Genomic DNA, 13,921 nt, shown 5'->3' on the forward strand with positions numbered 1-13,921 from the left:
CCTCCTCAGGTTCGCACCGTCTTTTCGCTCGCCGGGTACGGTGCGCCTCGTCCGGATGTCCTTTGCGACGCCACTTACGGTACTCGACGGAGTTCGATGGTCAAGTGACGGTGACGAATCTGACCCGCGCACTAGGGTGAGCTGCATGACGCGCGAACTGGTGTACACGGGATTCATCTCGCTCGACGGGGTGGCTGACTCGCCCGGCGGGACCGTCGAGGGTCATCGCAGCGGCGGCTGGGTGGCGCGGCACGACTTCCTCCCCGAGGCCTTCTCGCTCAAGGGCGAGGAGCTGGGGGAGACGACGGCGCTGCTCTTCGGGCGCCGCAGTTACGAGGCCTTCGGCGCGGTGTGGCCGCAATCCGAGGACCACGCCGCCTACCGCGAACTGCCGAAGTACGTCGCCTCCACGACGATCGGCGAGGGCGACCTCGTCGACGGCTGGGGTGGTACGACGATCCTGCGGTCGGCGGACGACGTCGCCGCATTCAAGGAGACCGACGGCGGCGCGATCTTCATCCACGGCAGTTGCGAGCTCGCGCGCAACCTCGCCGACGCCGGCCTCATCGACCGGTACAACCTGTTGGTCTTCCCGTACCTGCTCGGCGCGGGCAAGAGCATCTTCGGCCGCGAGGATCGGGACGCCACGGCACTGCGGCTGCGGGAATCGCAGGCGTATCCCAACGGCGTTCTCAAGGTGATCTACGACGTGATTCGTTGACCGGTTCGCCGCGCATCCCCGGTTTCGGGAACTTGCGCGTGTGGCAGTCGTCCGTACCGTCGGAGGCATGTCCGATCTAGCCTTCCAGCTCAATGAGAACGGACGACAGTGGCTGATCCACACGCCCCTGGAGATAGGCCTCTACGTCGTCCTCGCCGTCGTCGTCCGATATCTGCTGCACCGCGGCATCGATCGGCTGGTCCGCGGCAACCGGCGCGACGGCGATTCGGCCCCACGGCGATTCGGCCTCGGCAGACTCGGTGGCCGGCTCAACGGTAGTCGACTGCCGGCCGTGCGGCGGCGCACCGTCGACGATCCGGCGAAGGCGCAGCGCGACCGGGAGGCCCGGGCCCGGCGGGCGCAGCGGGCCGAGACCATCGGCTCGGTGCTCAAGTCCGCGGTGTCCTTCCTGGTGCTGATCTGGGTGGTGATCCAGTCGCTCGCGATCGTCGGGGTGAACGTGGCGCCGCTCATCGCCTCCGCCGGCGTCGTCGGCGTCGCCCTGGGCTTCGGCGCGCAGAATCTGGTGCGGGACTTCATCTCCGGCATCTTCATGCTGATCGAGGACCAGTACGGCGTAGGCGACGTCGTGGACCTCGGGGAGGTCACCGGCACCGTCGAGACGGTGGGCATGCGGATCACGACGGTGCGCGACGTGCAGGGCACGCTCTGGTACGTCCGCAACGGCGAGATCATGCGGGTCGCCAACTTCAGCCAGGACTACGCGGTGGCCTTCCTGCAACTGCCCATCTCGTACTCCGCCGACGTGGATCTCGCGTGCCGCGTCGCCCTCGAGGCTGCCCTCGAGGCCGTCGCGGAGGAGCCTTTGTCCGAGGACGTCCTGGGCGCGCCCGACATGCTGGGCGTCGACGGTGCCACCGCCGACCGGGTGAGTATCCGGCTGACCGTGCGGGTGCGCGCGAACCGGCAGTGGGCGGTGGAGCGCGAGCTGCGCCGCCGGATCCTGCGGGCCTTCGACGAGCACGACATCGCCCCGCCCTACCGCAGCGGACTCCCGGTGGCCGCCGGGGTGCAGGACTGACCTGGGTCTCTACCGGGAGTGCCGCGGGGACCGGACGATTCGGTCATCATGGACGGATGCGCAGTGTCACCTACTCCCTGAGCACGTCGGCGGACGGGTACATCGTGGGGCCGGACGGGGCGTTCGACTGGTCGCAGCCCGACGAGGAGGTGTTCCGCTTCGCCACCGACGAGGTGCGCGGGCTGGACGTGCACCTGATGGGGCGGAAGCTCTACGAGACGATGCTCTACTGGGACACCGCCGCCGAGACCCAGCCCCTGGACGCCGACGAACGCGTCTTCGCCGCGCTGTGGAAGGACCTGCCCAAGGTCGTCTTCTCCACCACGCTCAGCGAGGTTCAGGGCGCCAACACCCGCCTCGCCGACGGTGACCTGTCCGAGGAGGTCGCGCGACTGCGTGCCGAATCCGGCGAGGGGAACATCGGCATCGGCGGCGCCGGCCTCGCGGCGGAGGCAGCGCGGCTCGGCCTGGTCGATGAGTACCGCGTGCGCGTCTATCCCGTGCTCGTGGGCGGCGGTATCCCGTACTTCCCGCAGCAGGGGATCGCCACAGGTTTGGAGCGGGTGGGCGGCCGATCTTTCTCCTGCGGGGTCGATTTCGTGCACTACCGCGTCCTGCGCTGATCGGTGCCCCCAGTCGGACTCGAACCGACACTCGGCGGATTTTAAGTCCGCTGCCTCTGCCAATTGGGCTATAGGGGCGCGTGGGGAAGCCTAGCGCGGCGACGTACCGTCGAGCCTGTCAACATGCGTTGACAGACCGAGTGTGTCAACGTAGATTGACATGCGTGAGCTCACCACCCACCCTCGTCGGATCGGCGGCATCGGAGGACCCCGCGGAGGGGCTCCGGGCCGTCGTCGCACTGCGGAAGCTGGCCGACCAACTCGAGGCGGTCCAGGTGTCCAACGCCAGGAATCTCGGCTGGTCCTGGCAGGACATCGCGGAACACCTCGCGGTCAGCCGCCAGGCGGTGCACAAGAAGTACGGCAAGTAAGCCGGGAACAGGATTGCTGTGTTCGAACGGTTCACCAAGAGCGCCCGCGTCGCGGTCGTGCTCGCCCAGGAGGAGGCGCGGGAGAACGGCGCCGACAAGATCACCCCCACTCACCTACTGCTCGGCGTGCTCGGCACCGTCGACGGTCCGCTGCAGCACGAGCTGACCGACGTGGGGCTCACGCCCGAAGCGGTCCGCGCCTCCGCCGCCGGCCGCGTGCTCACGGACAGGGACGCCGAGGCCCTGCGCGGCATCGGCATCGACGTGGGCGCCGTCGCGGACGCGATCGAGAAGCGCTTCGGCTTCGACATCCTGCGGCCCATCCGCAAGAAGTTCCGCGCCGGCCACATCCCGTTCGACCCCGAATCGAAGAAGACGCTGCAGCTCGCCGTGCGGGAGGCGGCGCACCGCAAGGATCGGAGCATCGAGAGCGCCCACATGCTGCTCGGTGTGCTGCGCAGCGACGACGCCGACTCCCTGGCCGCGGTGGAATCCGTCGTCCCCCGCGACGAGCTGCGCCGGCGCCTCTACGACCTGCTGGATCGTCCCGCGGCATAAGTTTCGGCACGTCCGCCGCGACACGGTTAAGCTGTTCGTAAAGAACGTTGCCGAAACTGGGAACTTCGGCCGCGGGCTCGAGCGTTGAAGAGTATGTACAGGTGCACGACCAGGGAAAGGACCCCACGGTGCGCGAAAGCAGCAACCCGATCTTCCGCGGGCTGACCAAGGAGACCCGCCAGCAGGCGCCCGCCGGCTATCAGCAGGGCTACCCGCAGCAGGGCTACGGTCAGCAGCAGGGATACCCGCAGGGCATGAACCTGGGGATGGGTGCCGCAGGCGCCGCCCAGGGCATGCAGTTCCAGCAGTACCAGCAGCCGCCGCAGGCCCCGTACCAGCAGGGCACGACCGGCGGCACCATGACCATCGACGACGTGGTCACGAAGACCGGTGCCACGCTCGGCGTGCTCATCGCCTTCGCGGTCGCGGCGTACGCACTCGTCGCCGGCGGCATCGTCGGTCCGATGCCCTTGGCGCTCGTCGGCGGTATCGGCGGCTTCATCCTGGTGATGGTCGCGAGCTTCGGCCGCAAGCAGGACAACCCGGCCATCGTGCTGTCGTACGCGGCGCTCGAGGGTCTGTTCGTCGGTGCCATCTCGTTCGTCTTCGCGAACTACATGGTCAGCGGCATCAGCGCCGGCGCCCTCATCGGTCAGGCCGTGCTCGCCACGGTCGGCGTGTTCATCGGCATGCTCGTGGTCTACAAGACCGGCGCCATCCGCGTGACCCCGCGCTTCACCCGCATGCTCTTCGCGGCCATGATCGGTGTCCTGGTCATGATGCTGGGCAGCGCCGTCATCGGCATGTTCGGATCGGGCCCCGGCCCGCTGCGCAACTTCCAGGAGAACCCGGTCATCGCGGTCGGCTTCTCGCTGGTCGTCATCGCGATCGCGGCGTTCAGCTTCCTGCTGGACTTCGACCAGGCGGATCAGCTGATCCGCGCCGGCGCACCTTCGAAGGCGGCGTGGGGCGTGGCCCTGGGCCTGACCGTCACGCTCGTCTGGCTGTACGTCGAGATCCTGCGCCTGCTGAGCTACTTCTACAGCAGCGACTAGTCACCACCGTCCGAACGCCCCGCAGCCCCGGCTGCGGGGCGTTCGGCGTTCGCGGCCGGTTCAGTCCCGGTGCAGGGCCCGGGCCAGGCGCACCGTGAGGCGGTTCGCGTCGGCCGCCTCGGACACCTCGGGCGGCGACGGGAGCGGCCCGTGCCACTCGCCGAGCGCGGCCAGCACCTCGGGGAGCAGCAGCCGCGCAGCCAGCTCGTAGCCCGCGGCCGACGGGTGGAAGTTGTCCGGCGAGAACATCCGCTCGGGCGCCTCCAGGAACTCCGGCGTCAGGGTGTCGGCGAAGGGCACGGGGTGTCCGCCCGCGGCGAGCACGTGCGCGCGCTGCCGCGCCGCCAGCTGCAGCCCGTACCGGCGGATCACCGACCGCAGGGGCTGGGGGATGGACTGCACGACGCCGATGTCCGGGCACGTGCCGACGACCACCTCGGCGCCCGCGCCGCGCAGCTGGGCCACGGCAGCGCCGAGGCGCCGCGCGGAGGGCTCGATCGAGTTGAGCGCCGTCACGTCGTTCGCGCCGACGATGATCACCGCCACGTCCGGGATCTGCTTCGCGATGAACGCCGCCTCGATCTGCGCGGCCAGCCCCTTCGACGTCGCGCCCACGATCGCCTTCACCGCGAGCCGCACGGTGCGCCCCGTCTCCGCCACGACGCCGCGCGCGAGCAGCACGCCGGGCGTGTGCTCGGCATCGTCGACCCCAAGGCCGGCGGCGGTGGAGTCCCCGAAGACCATGAGGCTCACGTCGGCGGGATGATGCGGCCCGGGCCGCTCGACGACGGTGGTGCCGGGGACGTAGACGCCGTCCTTCGACGGTGCCTTGTCGGTGCGGTGGGGGATGACGGTGCGCGCGGTGCGCGCCTGCTTGGTGAGGAGCGCGTAGGCGCCCCAGGTGGCTCCGGCGCCGCTGACGGCGGCGGCCGAGGTGTACAGCGCGTCACGGGCGAGCCGGTTTCGGGAGTACCCCATGAGACCAATCTAGACGGCCTGGCGTGGACCGGGCGTGAGGCGTACCGGGCGCTCTGGGACGATGGAGGCATGCGTATCGCAGGACACGTCAGCGAGTTGATCGGCGACACCCCACTGGTTCGACTGAACTCCGTGGTGAAGCCCGGATCGGGCCTGGTCGCGGCCAAGATCGAGTACCTCAACCCCGGCGGGTCCAGCAAGGACCGGATCGCGGTGAAGATGATCGACGCCGCGGAGAAGTCGGGCGAGCTCAAGCCCGGCGGCACCATCGTCGAGCCGACGTCCGGCAACACCGGCGTGGGGCTCGCGATCGTCGCGCAGCAGCGCGGCTACAAGTGCGTCTTCGTCTGCCCGGACAAGGTCAGCGAGGACAAGCGCAACGTGCTCAAGGCCTACGGCGCCGAGGTCGTCGTGTGTCCGACCGCCGTCGCGCCCGAGCACCCGGACTCGTACTACAACGTCTCCGACCGGCTCACCCGCGAGATCCCCGGCGCCTGGAAGCCGAACCAGTACTCCAACCCCAACGGCCCGGCCTCGCATTACGAGACCACCGGCCCGGAGATCTGGCGCGACACCGAGGGCAAGATCACCCATTTCGTGGCGGGCGTCGGCACCGGCGGCACCATCACCGGCACCGGCCGCTACCTCAAGGAGATCTCCGGCGGGAAGGTCAAGGTCGTCGGCGCCGATCCCGAGGGCTCCGTATACTCCGGCGGCACCGGCCGCCCGTACCTCGTCGAGGGCGTGGGCGAGGACTTCTGGCCCACCGCCTACGACCCCGACATCCCGGACGAGATCATCGCCGTCTCCGACGCCGACTCCTTCGAGATGACCCGCCGCCTCGCGCGCGAGGAGGGCCTGCTCGTCGGCGGCTCGTGCGGCATGGCCGTCGTCGCCGCGCTGCGCGTCGCCGAGCGCGACCCCGACGCCGTTGTCGTCGTGCTGCTGCCCGACGGTGGCCGCGGCTACCTGTCGAAGATCTTCAACGACAAGTGGATGTCGAGCTACGGCTTCCTGCGCGCCCCGCTCGACCCCAACGAGCAGGAGGCCCTCGTCGGCGACATCCTGCGCGGCAAGAAGGGCGAGCTGCCCGACCTGGTGCACACGCACCCGTCGGAGACCATCCGCGACGCCATCGAGATCCTCGCCGAGTACAACGTCTCGCAGATGCCGGTCGTCGGCGCCGAGCCCCCGATCATGGCGGGCGAGGTGGCGGGCGCCGTCACCGAGCGCGAGCTGCTCTCGGCCGTCTTCGAGGGCCGCGCGAACCTCGCCGACCCGGTGAGCAAGCACATGGGCCCGGCGTTCCCGCTGATCGGTGCGGGCGAGCCGATCTCGGCCGCCAATACGGCGCTGCGGGAGTCCGACGCCCTCATGGTCATCGACGACGGCAAGCCCGTCGGCGTGATCACCCGGCACGACGTGCTGAACTTCCTCTCCCACGGCAAGTAGAAGGGCCAGCGACATGAGTGAGCAGAAGAGCGCCATCGACAAGCATGCGGCGCAGGGTTTCTCGACCCGCGCGATCCACGCCGGCTACGAGCCCGACCCGCTGACCGGCGCCGTCAACGTGCCGATCTACGCCAGCTCCACCTTCGCCCAGGACGGCGTCGGCGGCATGCGCGGCGGCTTCGAGTACGCCCGCACCGGCAACCCGACCCGGCGCGCCTACGAGGCCAACCTCGCCGCGATCGAGGAGGGCACCTTCGGCCGCGGCTTCGCCTCCGGCATGGCCGCCACCGACTGCCTGCTGCGCGCCACCCTGCGCCCGGGCGATCACCTGATCATCCCCGATGACGCCTACGGCGGGACCTTCCGTCTCATCGACAAGGTCTTCTCGCAGTGGGGGATCGAGCACACCCCGGCGCCCGTCACCGACGTCGACGCCGTGCGGGCGGCGATCCGCCCCAACACCAAGCTGGTGTGGATCGAGACGCCGACCAACCCGCTGCTCAACATCGGCGACATCGAGGCCCTCGCCGAGGTGGCCCACGCCGGCGGCGCGAAGCTGGTGGTGGACAACACCTTCGCCAGCCCGTACCTGCAGACCCCGCTGGCCCTCGGCGCCGACGTGGTGCTCCACTCGGTGACCAAGTACCTCGGCGGGCACAGCGACACCGTCGGTGGCGCGCTGGTGACCAACGACGAGCAGCTCGACACCGACTTCGCCTTCCTGCAGAACGGCGCGGGCGCGGTGCCCGGCCCGTTCGACGTCTACCTCGCCCTGCGCGGCATCAAGACGCTCGGCGTCCGGATGGACCGGCACTGCGACAACGCGGAGAAGATCGTCGAGTTCCTCTCCGGCCGTCCCGAGGTGTCGACGGTGCTGTACCCGGGCCTCGAGAGCCACCCGAACCACGCGGTCGCGGCCAAGCAGATGAAGCGCTTCGGCGGCATGATCTCCGTCCGCCTCGCCGGCGGACGCGAAGCGGCGCAGCGGTTCTGCGCGCGGACCGAGATCTTCACGCTCGCCGAGTCGCTGGGCGGCATCGAGTCGCTCATCGAGCACCCCGCCGCGATGACCCACGCGTCCACCGCCGGCTCGCAGCTCGAGGTCCCCGAGGACCTGGTGCGGCTGTCCGTCGGCATCGAGGACATCGGCGACCTGGTCGCCGACCTGGAGAACGCGTTCAGCTGACGCCGCAGTACCGCCACATCCCGGACTCGTAGCGGAACTGCAGCAGCGTCTTCGCCCGGACGGGGTCCTCGTCCGGGTCGCTCGGGACACCCTGCGGCGAGTAGTGCACGACCATCGTGGCGGCCTCGCCGTCGACGGTGACGTCGCCGGTGGATCGGGGGCCGGGCGGGAACCAACGGGTGCTCCCGGCACCGTTCTTCAGCCGCGTGCACCACATGCCCGACACGTCGCGCGACGCGTCGACGTCGTCGGCGTAGATGCTGAACCGCGCTCGCACCGTGCGCTCGTCATGGGCGTCGACGGGGACCGGGTCGGACAGCGCGTGCACGAACAGCACGGCCAGTCCGAGGAGCAGGCCGGCGCCCACCGTGAGGATGACCAGGACGATCGCCGTCACGGTCAGGACGACGAAGGCGGCGGGGTGGCGCCGATGCCACGGCTCGAAGTAGTTCGGATGCACGGCACGATGGTCCGCTGCCGTCCTTGTCGGCTCCTTGTTCGCGCCTTAGGTGGGCGCGGCCGCCTCGAAAGATGTCCGATCCGCGACCGCACAGGTGGTCGCCCGGAGTAACGACTCGGTCACCATCTAAACCTTCGACTTCCCCTTCAGGGTTCGTGGGACTAAAGTGGCTCTTGTTGTAGAACATGACACAAGTGGCTGGAGTGAGTTCTTGAGGCCGAAGCAGAGCCGGAAGGTCCGCAACTACGCGGTCGCGGGGAGTGCCCTCGTGATCGCGGCTGCCGTCGCGGTCGGGTGCGGCGTGACCGGCGGCGATACGAGCCGACTCGGGTCGAGCCTCACCTTCGACCCGCTGCCGTCGGCCCCGTCGGGCGCCTCCTCGAAGCCGAGCGCCGGGGTCAACCCCGGGGCCGTGCCGCCGGGGCAGACCACCGCGCCCCCGTCGCCGCAGGCCCCAGCCACGATGACCGTGGTGGTGCCGCCGCCGAACGCGCCCGCGAAGCCGCAGCCCACCGTCGCCGGACCCACTGCGCCCGCGGTCCCGCCCGCCCCCGCCACGGCGGCCGGCGGCGACGCGAACCGGGGCGAGGGCGGACCGTCGGGCCAGGGCGGCGGCACGTCGACCCCCGCGCCCGCCCCGCAGGCGGCGGCGAAGCCGGTGACCAAGCCCGTGTACCTGCCGGACGGCAGCGTCGACTGCGCCAAGAGCAAGTGCGTCGCGCTCACCTTCTCCGGCGGCCCCGGGCCCGCGACCAGGCAGTTCCTGCAGATCCTCGACAATCACGGCGCCAAGGGCACGTTCTTCGTGACCGGCGCGCAGGTCAACCTCAACCCCGACATCATGACGGCGATCGCCGGCACCGGGAACGAGGTCGCCAACGGCACCTGGACCCAGCCCGACATGACGACGCTGTCCGAGACCGACAGCACCGCGCAGTTGCAGCAGACCAACGACGCGATCCGCAGCTCCGTGGGAAGCGCGCCCACGCTGTTCCGACCGATGGGCGGGCACACGTCGCCGTCCGTCGTGGACGCCGGCAAGCGGCTGGGCCTCACCCAGGTCCTCTGGGACCTGGATTCGATGGACTACAACTACCAGGGTGATCCTGACGGCCTGACGCAGGTGCTGCTGAAGGTGAAGCCGGGACAGATCGTGATGCTGCACGACACCTTCGTCTCGTCGGCGACGGCGATGGACCGCATGATGACGCAGCTCGGCGACCAGGGCTACGCCTTCGTCACCGTCAGCCAGCTCCAGAGCAGCCGCGCCGGATAGCAGCGACGCCGACACGCGAAAGCGGGCCCGTCCCCACTGGGGGCGGGCCCGCTTTCGACGGTGCCGGGGAGCTCAGGAGTGGTACGGCTCCGCGCTGACCAGGGTCACCTTGACGACCGCGCCGCTGGGGATCGTGTACTCGCGGGTCTCGCCGACCTTCGCGTCGATCAGGGCCGCGCCGAGCGGGGAGTTGGGGGAGTAGATCTCCAGTTCACCGTCGCCCCCGCCCTCCTCGCGCGTGGCGATGAGGAAGGTCTCGGTGTCCTTCTCGTCGCCGTCGTAGTAGACCTTCACGACCGAGCCGGGGAGCGCCACGCCGGACTGCGTGGGGGCCTCGCCGACCTTCGCGTTGTTGAGGAGCTCCTGCAGCTGGCGGATACGCGCCTCCTGCTGGCCCTGCTCGTCGCGCGCGGCGTGGTAGCCACCGTTCTCCTTGAGATCGCCCTCTTCGCGACGCTCATTGATCTCGGCGGCGATGACGGGGCGGTTGGCGATCAAGGCGTCCAACTCGTGCTTGAGGCGCTCGTGGGACTCGGGGGTCAACCACGTCACCTGAGTGTCCGTCATTTCTTCGTCCTTCGTCGTAGTCGGCGGCCCGCTGCGGCTTCACCATCCCACAGCCGGCCGGCCCCGAAACGGTGCCCGGGGCCCGTAAATGCAGCAATACACGGCTCCATCCGGAACCGTGTATCCGCTGATTCTAGCATGGGAAACGGAAACGGGTATTCGGATCAGGCGGCCTGGAGCGCCTGCTGGTAGGTGGGCTCCCGGCGTTTGAGGAAGCCGCACAGCGCGTAGCTCAGCGGCATGATGAGGATCTCGACCAGCGTCTTCCACACGAATCCCAGGATCAGGTAGTTGAGGAACTGACCCGGGGTGGTGAAGCCGAGCGCGGGCGCGGCGATGGAGCAGAAGACCAGGGTGTCGAAGAACTCGCCGACGACCGTGGAGCCGAGCAGCCGCGACCACAGGTGCTTCTCACCAGTCCAGGCCTTCATGCGCACCAGGACCCAGGAGTTCATGAACTCGCCCACCAGGTAGCCCGCGAGGCCGGCGATCAGGAACCGCGGGACCACACCCGCGACGGTCTTGAAGGCCTCGTCGTTGGGCCAGCCCGGGGCGGGCGGCAGCAGCGTGGTCACCCAGAAGCACAGCGCCGCGAGCGCGAGGATCGCGAACCCGGTGAGGATCACGCGACGCATGGCCCGGAAGCCGTACACCTCGGAGATCACGTCGCCGAGGACGTACGCGAGGGGGAAGAGGTAGAAGGCGCCGTCGGTGGCGATGCCGTCGATCTGCAGGCCGAGGATCTCGACGTGCAACGACGGGGCGAACAGCACGGCCTTGGTGCCGGTGATGTTGCTGATGATCATGACGCCGACGAACAGGCCGACGAGCATGGGGAAGTAGTAACTGCTGACTGTGGCGAAGGCCGGACCGCGGTTGCGGGCCGGCTGCCCAGACTTCGGGGTGGGGGAGTTGTCAGTGCTCACGCACGGTCAAGATACGCGGGCACGTTCGTCCCGCAACCGAAGACGTCGCCGACGGCGGGCGGTTCCGTGGTGCGCACCTCGCTGCTGACCACCACGACGGGGTCCGGTGACGGGGCGACGTAGAACTCGCGGCGGCCGATCTCGTCGCCCGCCTTGTTCTTGGCGTAGACGATGCAGCTGACCGCCTGCTGCGGGTCGGTGCGGGTCACGGTGACCTGCACATCCACCGCCGAATCGGACAGCACCTCGTAGCCCGCGGTCTCGCCGGTGACCGGCTGCCGCGAGAACTTCTGATAGCCCATCCACGCGAGGCCCACGCCGAGGATCACGACCACCACCAGCCCGATGAGTCCGATACGACGGGTGCGCGCGGGATCGCGCTCGTCGGGGTAGCGATCGGAGGGGCGGACAGGGGCGGTCGACATGCTTCCATCGAAGCACACCCGGCGCGGCGGGCCCGCGCCCGATCGTGGAACACTGGGGGTCATGACCGGATACCGCCTCCTCGCCGTTCACGCGCACCCGGACGACGAGTCGAGCAAGGGCGCCGCCACCATGGCGCGGTACGCGGCCGAGGGGAACGACGTGCTGGTCGCGACGTTCACGGGCGGCGAACGGGGCGACATCCTCAACCCCGCGATGGACGTCGCGGGCGTCAAGGACCGCCTGCCCGAGGTGCGCCGCGAGGAGATGGCCAAGGCCGCCGCCATCCTGGGCGTCGAGCACCGCTGGCTCGGCTTCGTCGACTCGGGGCTGCCCGAGGGCGACCCGCTGCCCCCGCTCCCGGACGGCTGCTTCGCGCTGGAGCCGGTGGAGGTGCCCACGGAGACGCTGGTGCGCCTGATCCGCGAGTTCCGCCCGCACGTGATGATCACGTACGACGAGAACGGCGGCTACCCGCACCCCGACCACATCATGACCCACACCGTCTCGATGGCGGCCTACGAGGCCGCCGCCGATCCCGCGCAGTTCCCCGACGCCGGCGAGCCCTGGCAGATCTCGAAGGTCTACTACAGCCACGGCTTCCTGCGCGGCAAGTTCCAGGCCTTCGCGGACGAGTTCGAGAAGAACGGCCTCGAGAACCCCTACACCGAGTGGCTCGCGCGGTGGAAGGACGAGAAGAACGACATGATGGCCCGCGTGACCACGCAGGTCGAATGCGGCGAGTACTTCCCCGTGCGTGATGACGCGCTGCGCGCGCACGCCACCCAGATCGACCCCAACGGGCCGTTCTTCGCGGTGCCGATGGAGTGGCAGCAGCGCCTGTGGCCGACCGAGGAGTACGAGTTGGCGAAGACCACTGTGAGCAGCAGGATGCCTGAGAAGGACCTGTTCAGCGGGATCGAGAAGTGATGGGACCGCTACTGCAGCTCGCCACCGACGTCGCGATCCTCGCGCAGGACCCGCAGAAGCCCAAGGGGCCGGAGTTCGGCAAGTCGGGCCCGCTCGGCCTGGCCGTGATCGTCGCGCTTCTGGCGGTGACCTTCCTGCTCATCCGCTCGATGAACAAGCACGTCAAGAACCTCCCCGAGTCCTTCGACGACGAGGCGCCCGGCGAGGGCGACGAGGCCGGCGGCACCGACCACGCGGGGATCGAGGCCGACGGGGCCTCGCTCACCAAGGGCGACGGCGGACCGTCGAACAGTGCTGACGGTGCCGGGGGCGACGAGCCCCGGTAGCTCGACGCACGCCGCCGGATCGGCGGGGCGGTTCGCCCGCTACTACTGGAAGAATCCGTAGACGGTGCTGATCCGGCCGTTCTCGACGACGGCCACATCGCGGCCGTTCCCCGCCGGCGGGTTCCCGGGCGACCCGAAGCTCCACTCGAAGTACACGACGTGGTGATGGCCGTGCAGCGCGCCACGCGTGAACTCGGAATCGGGGAACTGGGCCTGCCAGCCAGCCACGTAGGCATCGATGGCAGCGATTCCCCGCGCCGCGGAGTTCGGGTCCACGTAGTACGCGTCGGGCGTGAACACCGCGGCAGCCAGCGCATGCCGGGCCCGCGGGTCGCGTTCGTTCCACATCGCGAGGTACGCCGCGACGAGTGCGGCGAAGCCGTCGTTCTCATCGGGCGTCCGGTCACCTGGGGAGGGTGTGTAGGAGTTCATGCGACCATGGTGAACGTTGAGGCCGGTCTGAAGGTCAAGGGGCTGACGAATGCACATCGGAGATCTGAGTCGCCGAACGGGTGTCAACGCCCACCAGCTGCGGTACTACGAGGCGCAGGCACTGCTGGATCCGGGGCGCACCGCCGCGGGGTACCGGGTCTACAGCGAGGACGACGTCGTCACGGTGCGGCAGATCCGGCACCTGCTCGCCGCCGGTCTCTCGACGGACGACATCGCCTACCTCCTGCCTTGCGCCAGGGGTGAGGCCCCGCAGCTCTTCGGCTGCCCGGAGCTGATCGAGGCCATGCGAGGCCGACTGGACCGCCTGGACGATCAGATCGGCACGCTGACCCGATCACGAGCGGCGCTCGCGCACTACATAGACGAGGCTGCGCGACTCGGAGCCGAGACCTACGGGCCGTTCGGTGCGGGCGCTGCGGAGCAGCGCCCGACGGCGGCGCGCCGATGAACCGGTCGGCCTACACGCGCGACCCCGCGCCCACCCCCGCACGCGGCGGACCGTCGGGCGGATCCGACGGTGCCGGGGCCGACGAGCCCCGGTAGGGGACCTCACAGCGACTTCCCAGGCTCAGGG

Annotated in this window: 18 protein-coding genes, 1 tRNA gene and 1 riboswitch; of the genes, 12 read left to right on the forward strand and 7 right to left on the reverse strand. The window is 69.6% G+C overall.

What is annotated here, in order from left to right:
- Positions 1-10 precede the first annotated feature (10 nt).
- Positions 11-74, reverse strand: a riboswitch (guanidine-III (ykkC-III) riboswitch).
- Positions 75-145: 71 nt separating this feature from the next.
- The 3 genes from WFK95_RS05295 to WFK95_RS05305 all read left to right on the forward strand — a co-directional run bounded on the left by WFK95_RS05295 (position 146) and on the right by WFK95_RS05305 (position 2,386).
- Positions 146-721, forward strand: a complete 576-nt coding sequence (locus WFK95_RS05295) for a dihydrofolate reductase family protein (protein ID WP_336670076.1) — start codon at positions 146-148, stop codon at positions 719-721.
- 67 nt (positions 722-788) lie between these two features.
- Positions 789-1,763 carry a mechanosensitive ion channel family protein gene (locus WFK95_RS05300; RefSeq protein ID WP_224645824.1) on the forward strand — a complete coding sequence of 325 codons (975 nt, stop codon included), beginning with the start codon at positions 789-791 and terminating at the stop codon, positions 1,761-1,763.
- Positions 1,764-1,819: 56 nt separating this feature from the next.
- Positions 1,820-2,386 carry a dihydrofolate reductase family protein gene (locus WFK95_RS05305; protein ID WP_336670077.1) on the forward strand — a complete coding sequence of 189 codons (567 nt, stop codon included), beginning with the start codon at positions 1,820-1,822 and terminating at the stop codon, positions 2,384-2,386.
- Positions 2,387-2,390: 4 nt separating this feature from the next.
- Here the strand turns inward: WFK95_RS05305 and WFK95_RS05310 are convergent.
- Positions 2,391-2,464: transfer RNA gene (locus WFK95_RS05310), tRNA-Leu, on the reverse strand.
- Positions 2,465-2,550: 86 nt separating this feature from the next.
- Between WFK95_RS05310 and WFK95_RS05315 the strand changes: the two genes are divergently transcribed.
- The 3 genes from WFK95_RS05315 to WFK95_RS05325 all read left to right on the forward strand — a co-directional run bounded on the left by WFK95_RS05315 (position 2,551) and on the right by WFK95_RS05325 (position 4,370).
- Positions 2,551-2,757, forward strand: coding sequence for an RNA polymerase subunit sigma-70 (locus WFK95_RS05315; protein WP_068524404.1), 207 nt, complete (start codon positions 2,551-2,553; stop codon positions 2,755-2,757).
- An 18-nt stretch (positions 2,758-2,775) separates the two neighbouring features.
- On the forward strand, positions 2,776-3,315 hold the full coding sequence (locus tag WFK95_RS05320; protein ID WP_224645826.1) for a Clp protease N-terminal domain-containing protein: 540 nt from the start codon (positions 2,776-2,778) through the stop codon (positions 3,313-3,315).
- Positions 3,316-3,443: 128 nt separating this feature from the next.
- Complete coding sequence (locus WFK95_RS05325) at positions 3,444-4,370, forward strand: Bax inhibitor-1/YccA family protein (protein ID WP_224645922.1); 927 nt, start codon at positions 3,444-3,446, stop codon at positions 4,368-4,370.
- A gap of 60 nt (positions 4,371-4,430) precedes the next feature.
- Here the strand turns inward: WFK95_RS05325 and WFK95_RS05330 are convergent, their stop codons facing one another.
- A complete protein-coding gene (locus WFK95_RS05330; RefSeq protein ID WP_224645827.1) occupies positions 4,431-5,348 on the reverse strand; it encodes an SGNH/GDSL hydrolase family protein in 918 nt (305 codons plus the stop codon).
- A 69-nt stretch (positions 5,349-5,417) separates the two neighbouring features.
- Here WFK95_RS05330 and WFK95_RS05335 point away from each other — a divergent pair, with 69 nt between their 5' ends.
- Both WFK95_RS05335 and WFK95_RS05340 read left to right on the forward strand, forming a co-directional pair.
- Positions 5,418-6,800 (forward strand): cystathionine beta-synthase, encoded by a 1,383-nt coding sequence (locus tag WFK95_RS05335; protein WP_224645828.1) that lies wholly within the window; start codon positions 5,418-5,420, stop codon positions 6,798-6,800.
- 13 nt (positions 6,801-6,813) lie between these two features.
- Complete coding sequence (locus WFK95_RS05340) at positions 6,814-7,986, forward strand: cystathionine gamma-synthase (protein ID WP_224645829.1); 1,173 nt, start codon at positions 6,814-6,816, stop codon at positions 7,984-7,986.
- On the opposite strand, the gene WFK95_RS05345 is transcribed toward WFK95_RS05340, so the two are convergent.
- On the reverse strand, positions 7,979-8,446 hold the full coding sequence (locus tag WFK95_RS05345) for a hypothetical protein (protein WP_224645830.1): 468 nt from the start codon (positions 8,444-8,446) through the stop codon (positions 7,979-7,981). The two genes, WFK95_RS05340 and WFK95_RS05345, sit on opposite strands and share 8 nt — an antisense overlap.
- A gap of 211 nt (positions 8,447-8,657) precedes the next feature.
- Here WFK95_RS05345 and WFK95_RS05350 point away from each other — a divergent pair, with 211 nt between their 5' ends.
- Positions 8,658-9,722, forward strand: coding sequence for a polysaccharide deacetylase family protein (locus tag WFK95_RS05350; protein WP_336670078.1), 1,065 nt, complete (start codon positions 8,658-8,660; stop codon positions 9,720-9,722).
- A 72-nt stretch (positions 9,723-9,794) separates the two neighbouring features.
- Here the strand turns inward: WFK95_RS05350 and greA are convergent, their stop codons facing one another.
- From greA to WFK95_RS05365, 3 genes are all read right to left on the reverse strand, one after another.
- Entirely contained in the window at positions 9,795-10,289 is a 495-nt protein-coding gene (gene greA, locus WFK95_RS05355) for a transcription elongation factor GreA (protein ID WP_068524412.1), read from the reverse strand.
- A gap of 164 nt (positions 10,290-10,453) precedes the next feature.
- On the reverse strand, positions 10,454-11,122 hold the full coding sequence (locus WFK95_RS05360; protein WP_374201280.1) for a queuosine precursor transporter: 669 nt from the start codon (positions 11,120-11,122) through the stop codon (positions 10,454-10,456).
- Positions 11,123-11,211: 89 nt separating this feature from the next.
- Positions 11,212-11,640 (reverse strand): DUF4307 domain-containing protein, encoded by a 429-nt coding sequence (locus WFK95_RS05365; RefSeq protein WP_224645833.1) that lies wholly within the window; start codon positions 11,638-11,640, stop codon positions 11,212-11,214.
- A gap of 61 nt (positions 11,641-11,701) precedes the next feature.
- On the opposite strand from WFK95_RS05365, the gene mca reads away from it, so the two are divergent.
- Positions 11,702-12,568, forward strand: coding sequence for a mycothiol conjugate amidase Mca (gene mca, locus WFK95_RS05370; RefSeq protein ID WP_224645834.1), 867 nt, complete (start codon positions 11,702-11,704; stop codon positions 12,566-12,568).
- Positions 12,568-12,894 (forward strand): hypothetical protein, encoded by a 327-nt coding sequence (locus tag WFK95_RS05375; protein ID WP_224645835.1) that lies wholly within the window; start codon positions 12,568-12,570, stop codon positions 12,892-12,894. Before mca ends, WFK95_RS05375 begins: the two co-directional genes overlap by 1 nt.
- A gap of 42 nt (positions 12,895-12,936) precedes the next feature.
- Here WFK95_RS05375 and WFK95_RS05380 read toward each other — a convergent pair whose 3' ends face one another.
- Positions 12,937-13,326: a nuclear transport factor 2 family protein gene (locus WFK95_RS05380; RefSeq protein ID WP_224645836.1), complete on the reverse strand. Its 390-nt coding sequence runs from the start codon at positions 13,324-13,326 to the stop codon at positions 12,937-12,939.
- Between the two features lie 49 nt (positions 13,327-13,375).
- Between WFK95_RS05380 and WFK95_RS05385 the strand changes: the two genes are divergently transcribed.
- Complete coding sequence (locus WFK95_RS05385; protein ID WP_224645837.1) at positions 13,376-13,795, forward strand: MerR family transcriptional regulator; 420 nt, start codon at positions 13,376-13,378, stop codon at positions 13,793-13,795.
- Positions 13,796-13,921: the final 126 nt, after the last annotated feature.

Origin of the sequence: Tsukamurella sp. USMM236 (assembly GCF_037148755.1) — a bacterium.
In the GTDB taxonomy this organism is placed as follows: Bacteria; Actinomycetota; Actinomycetes; order Mycobacteriales; family Mycobacteriaceae; genus Tsukamurella.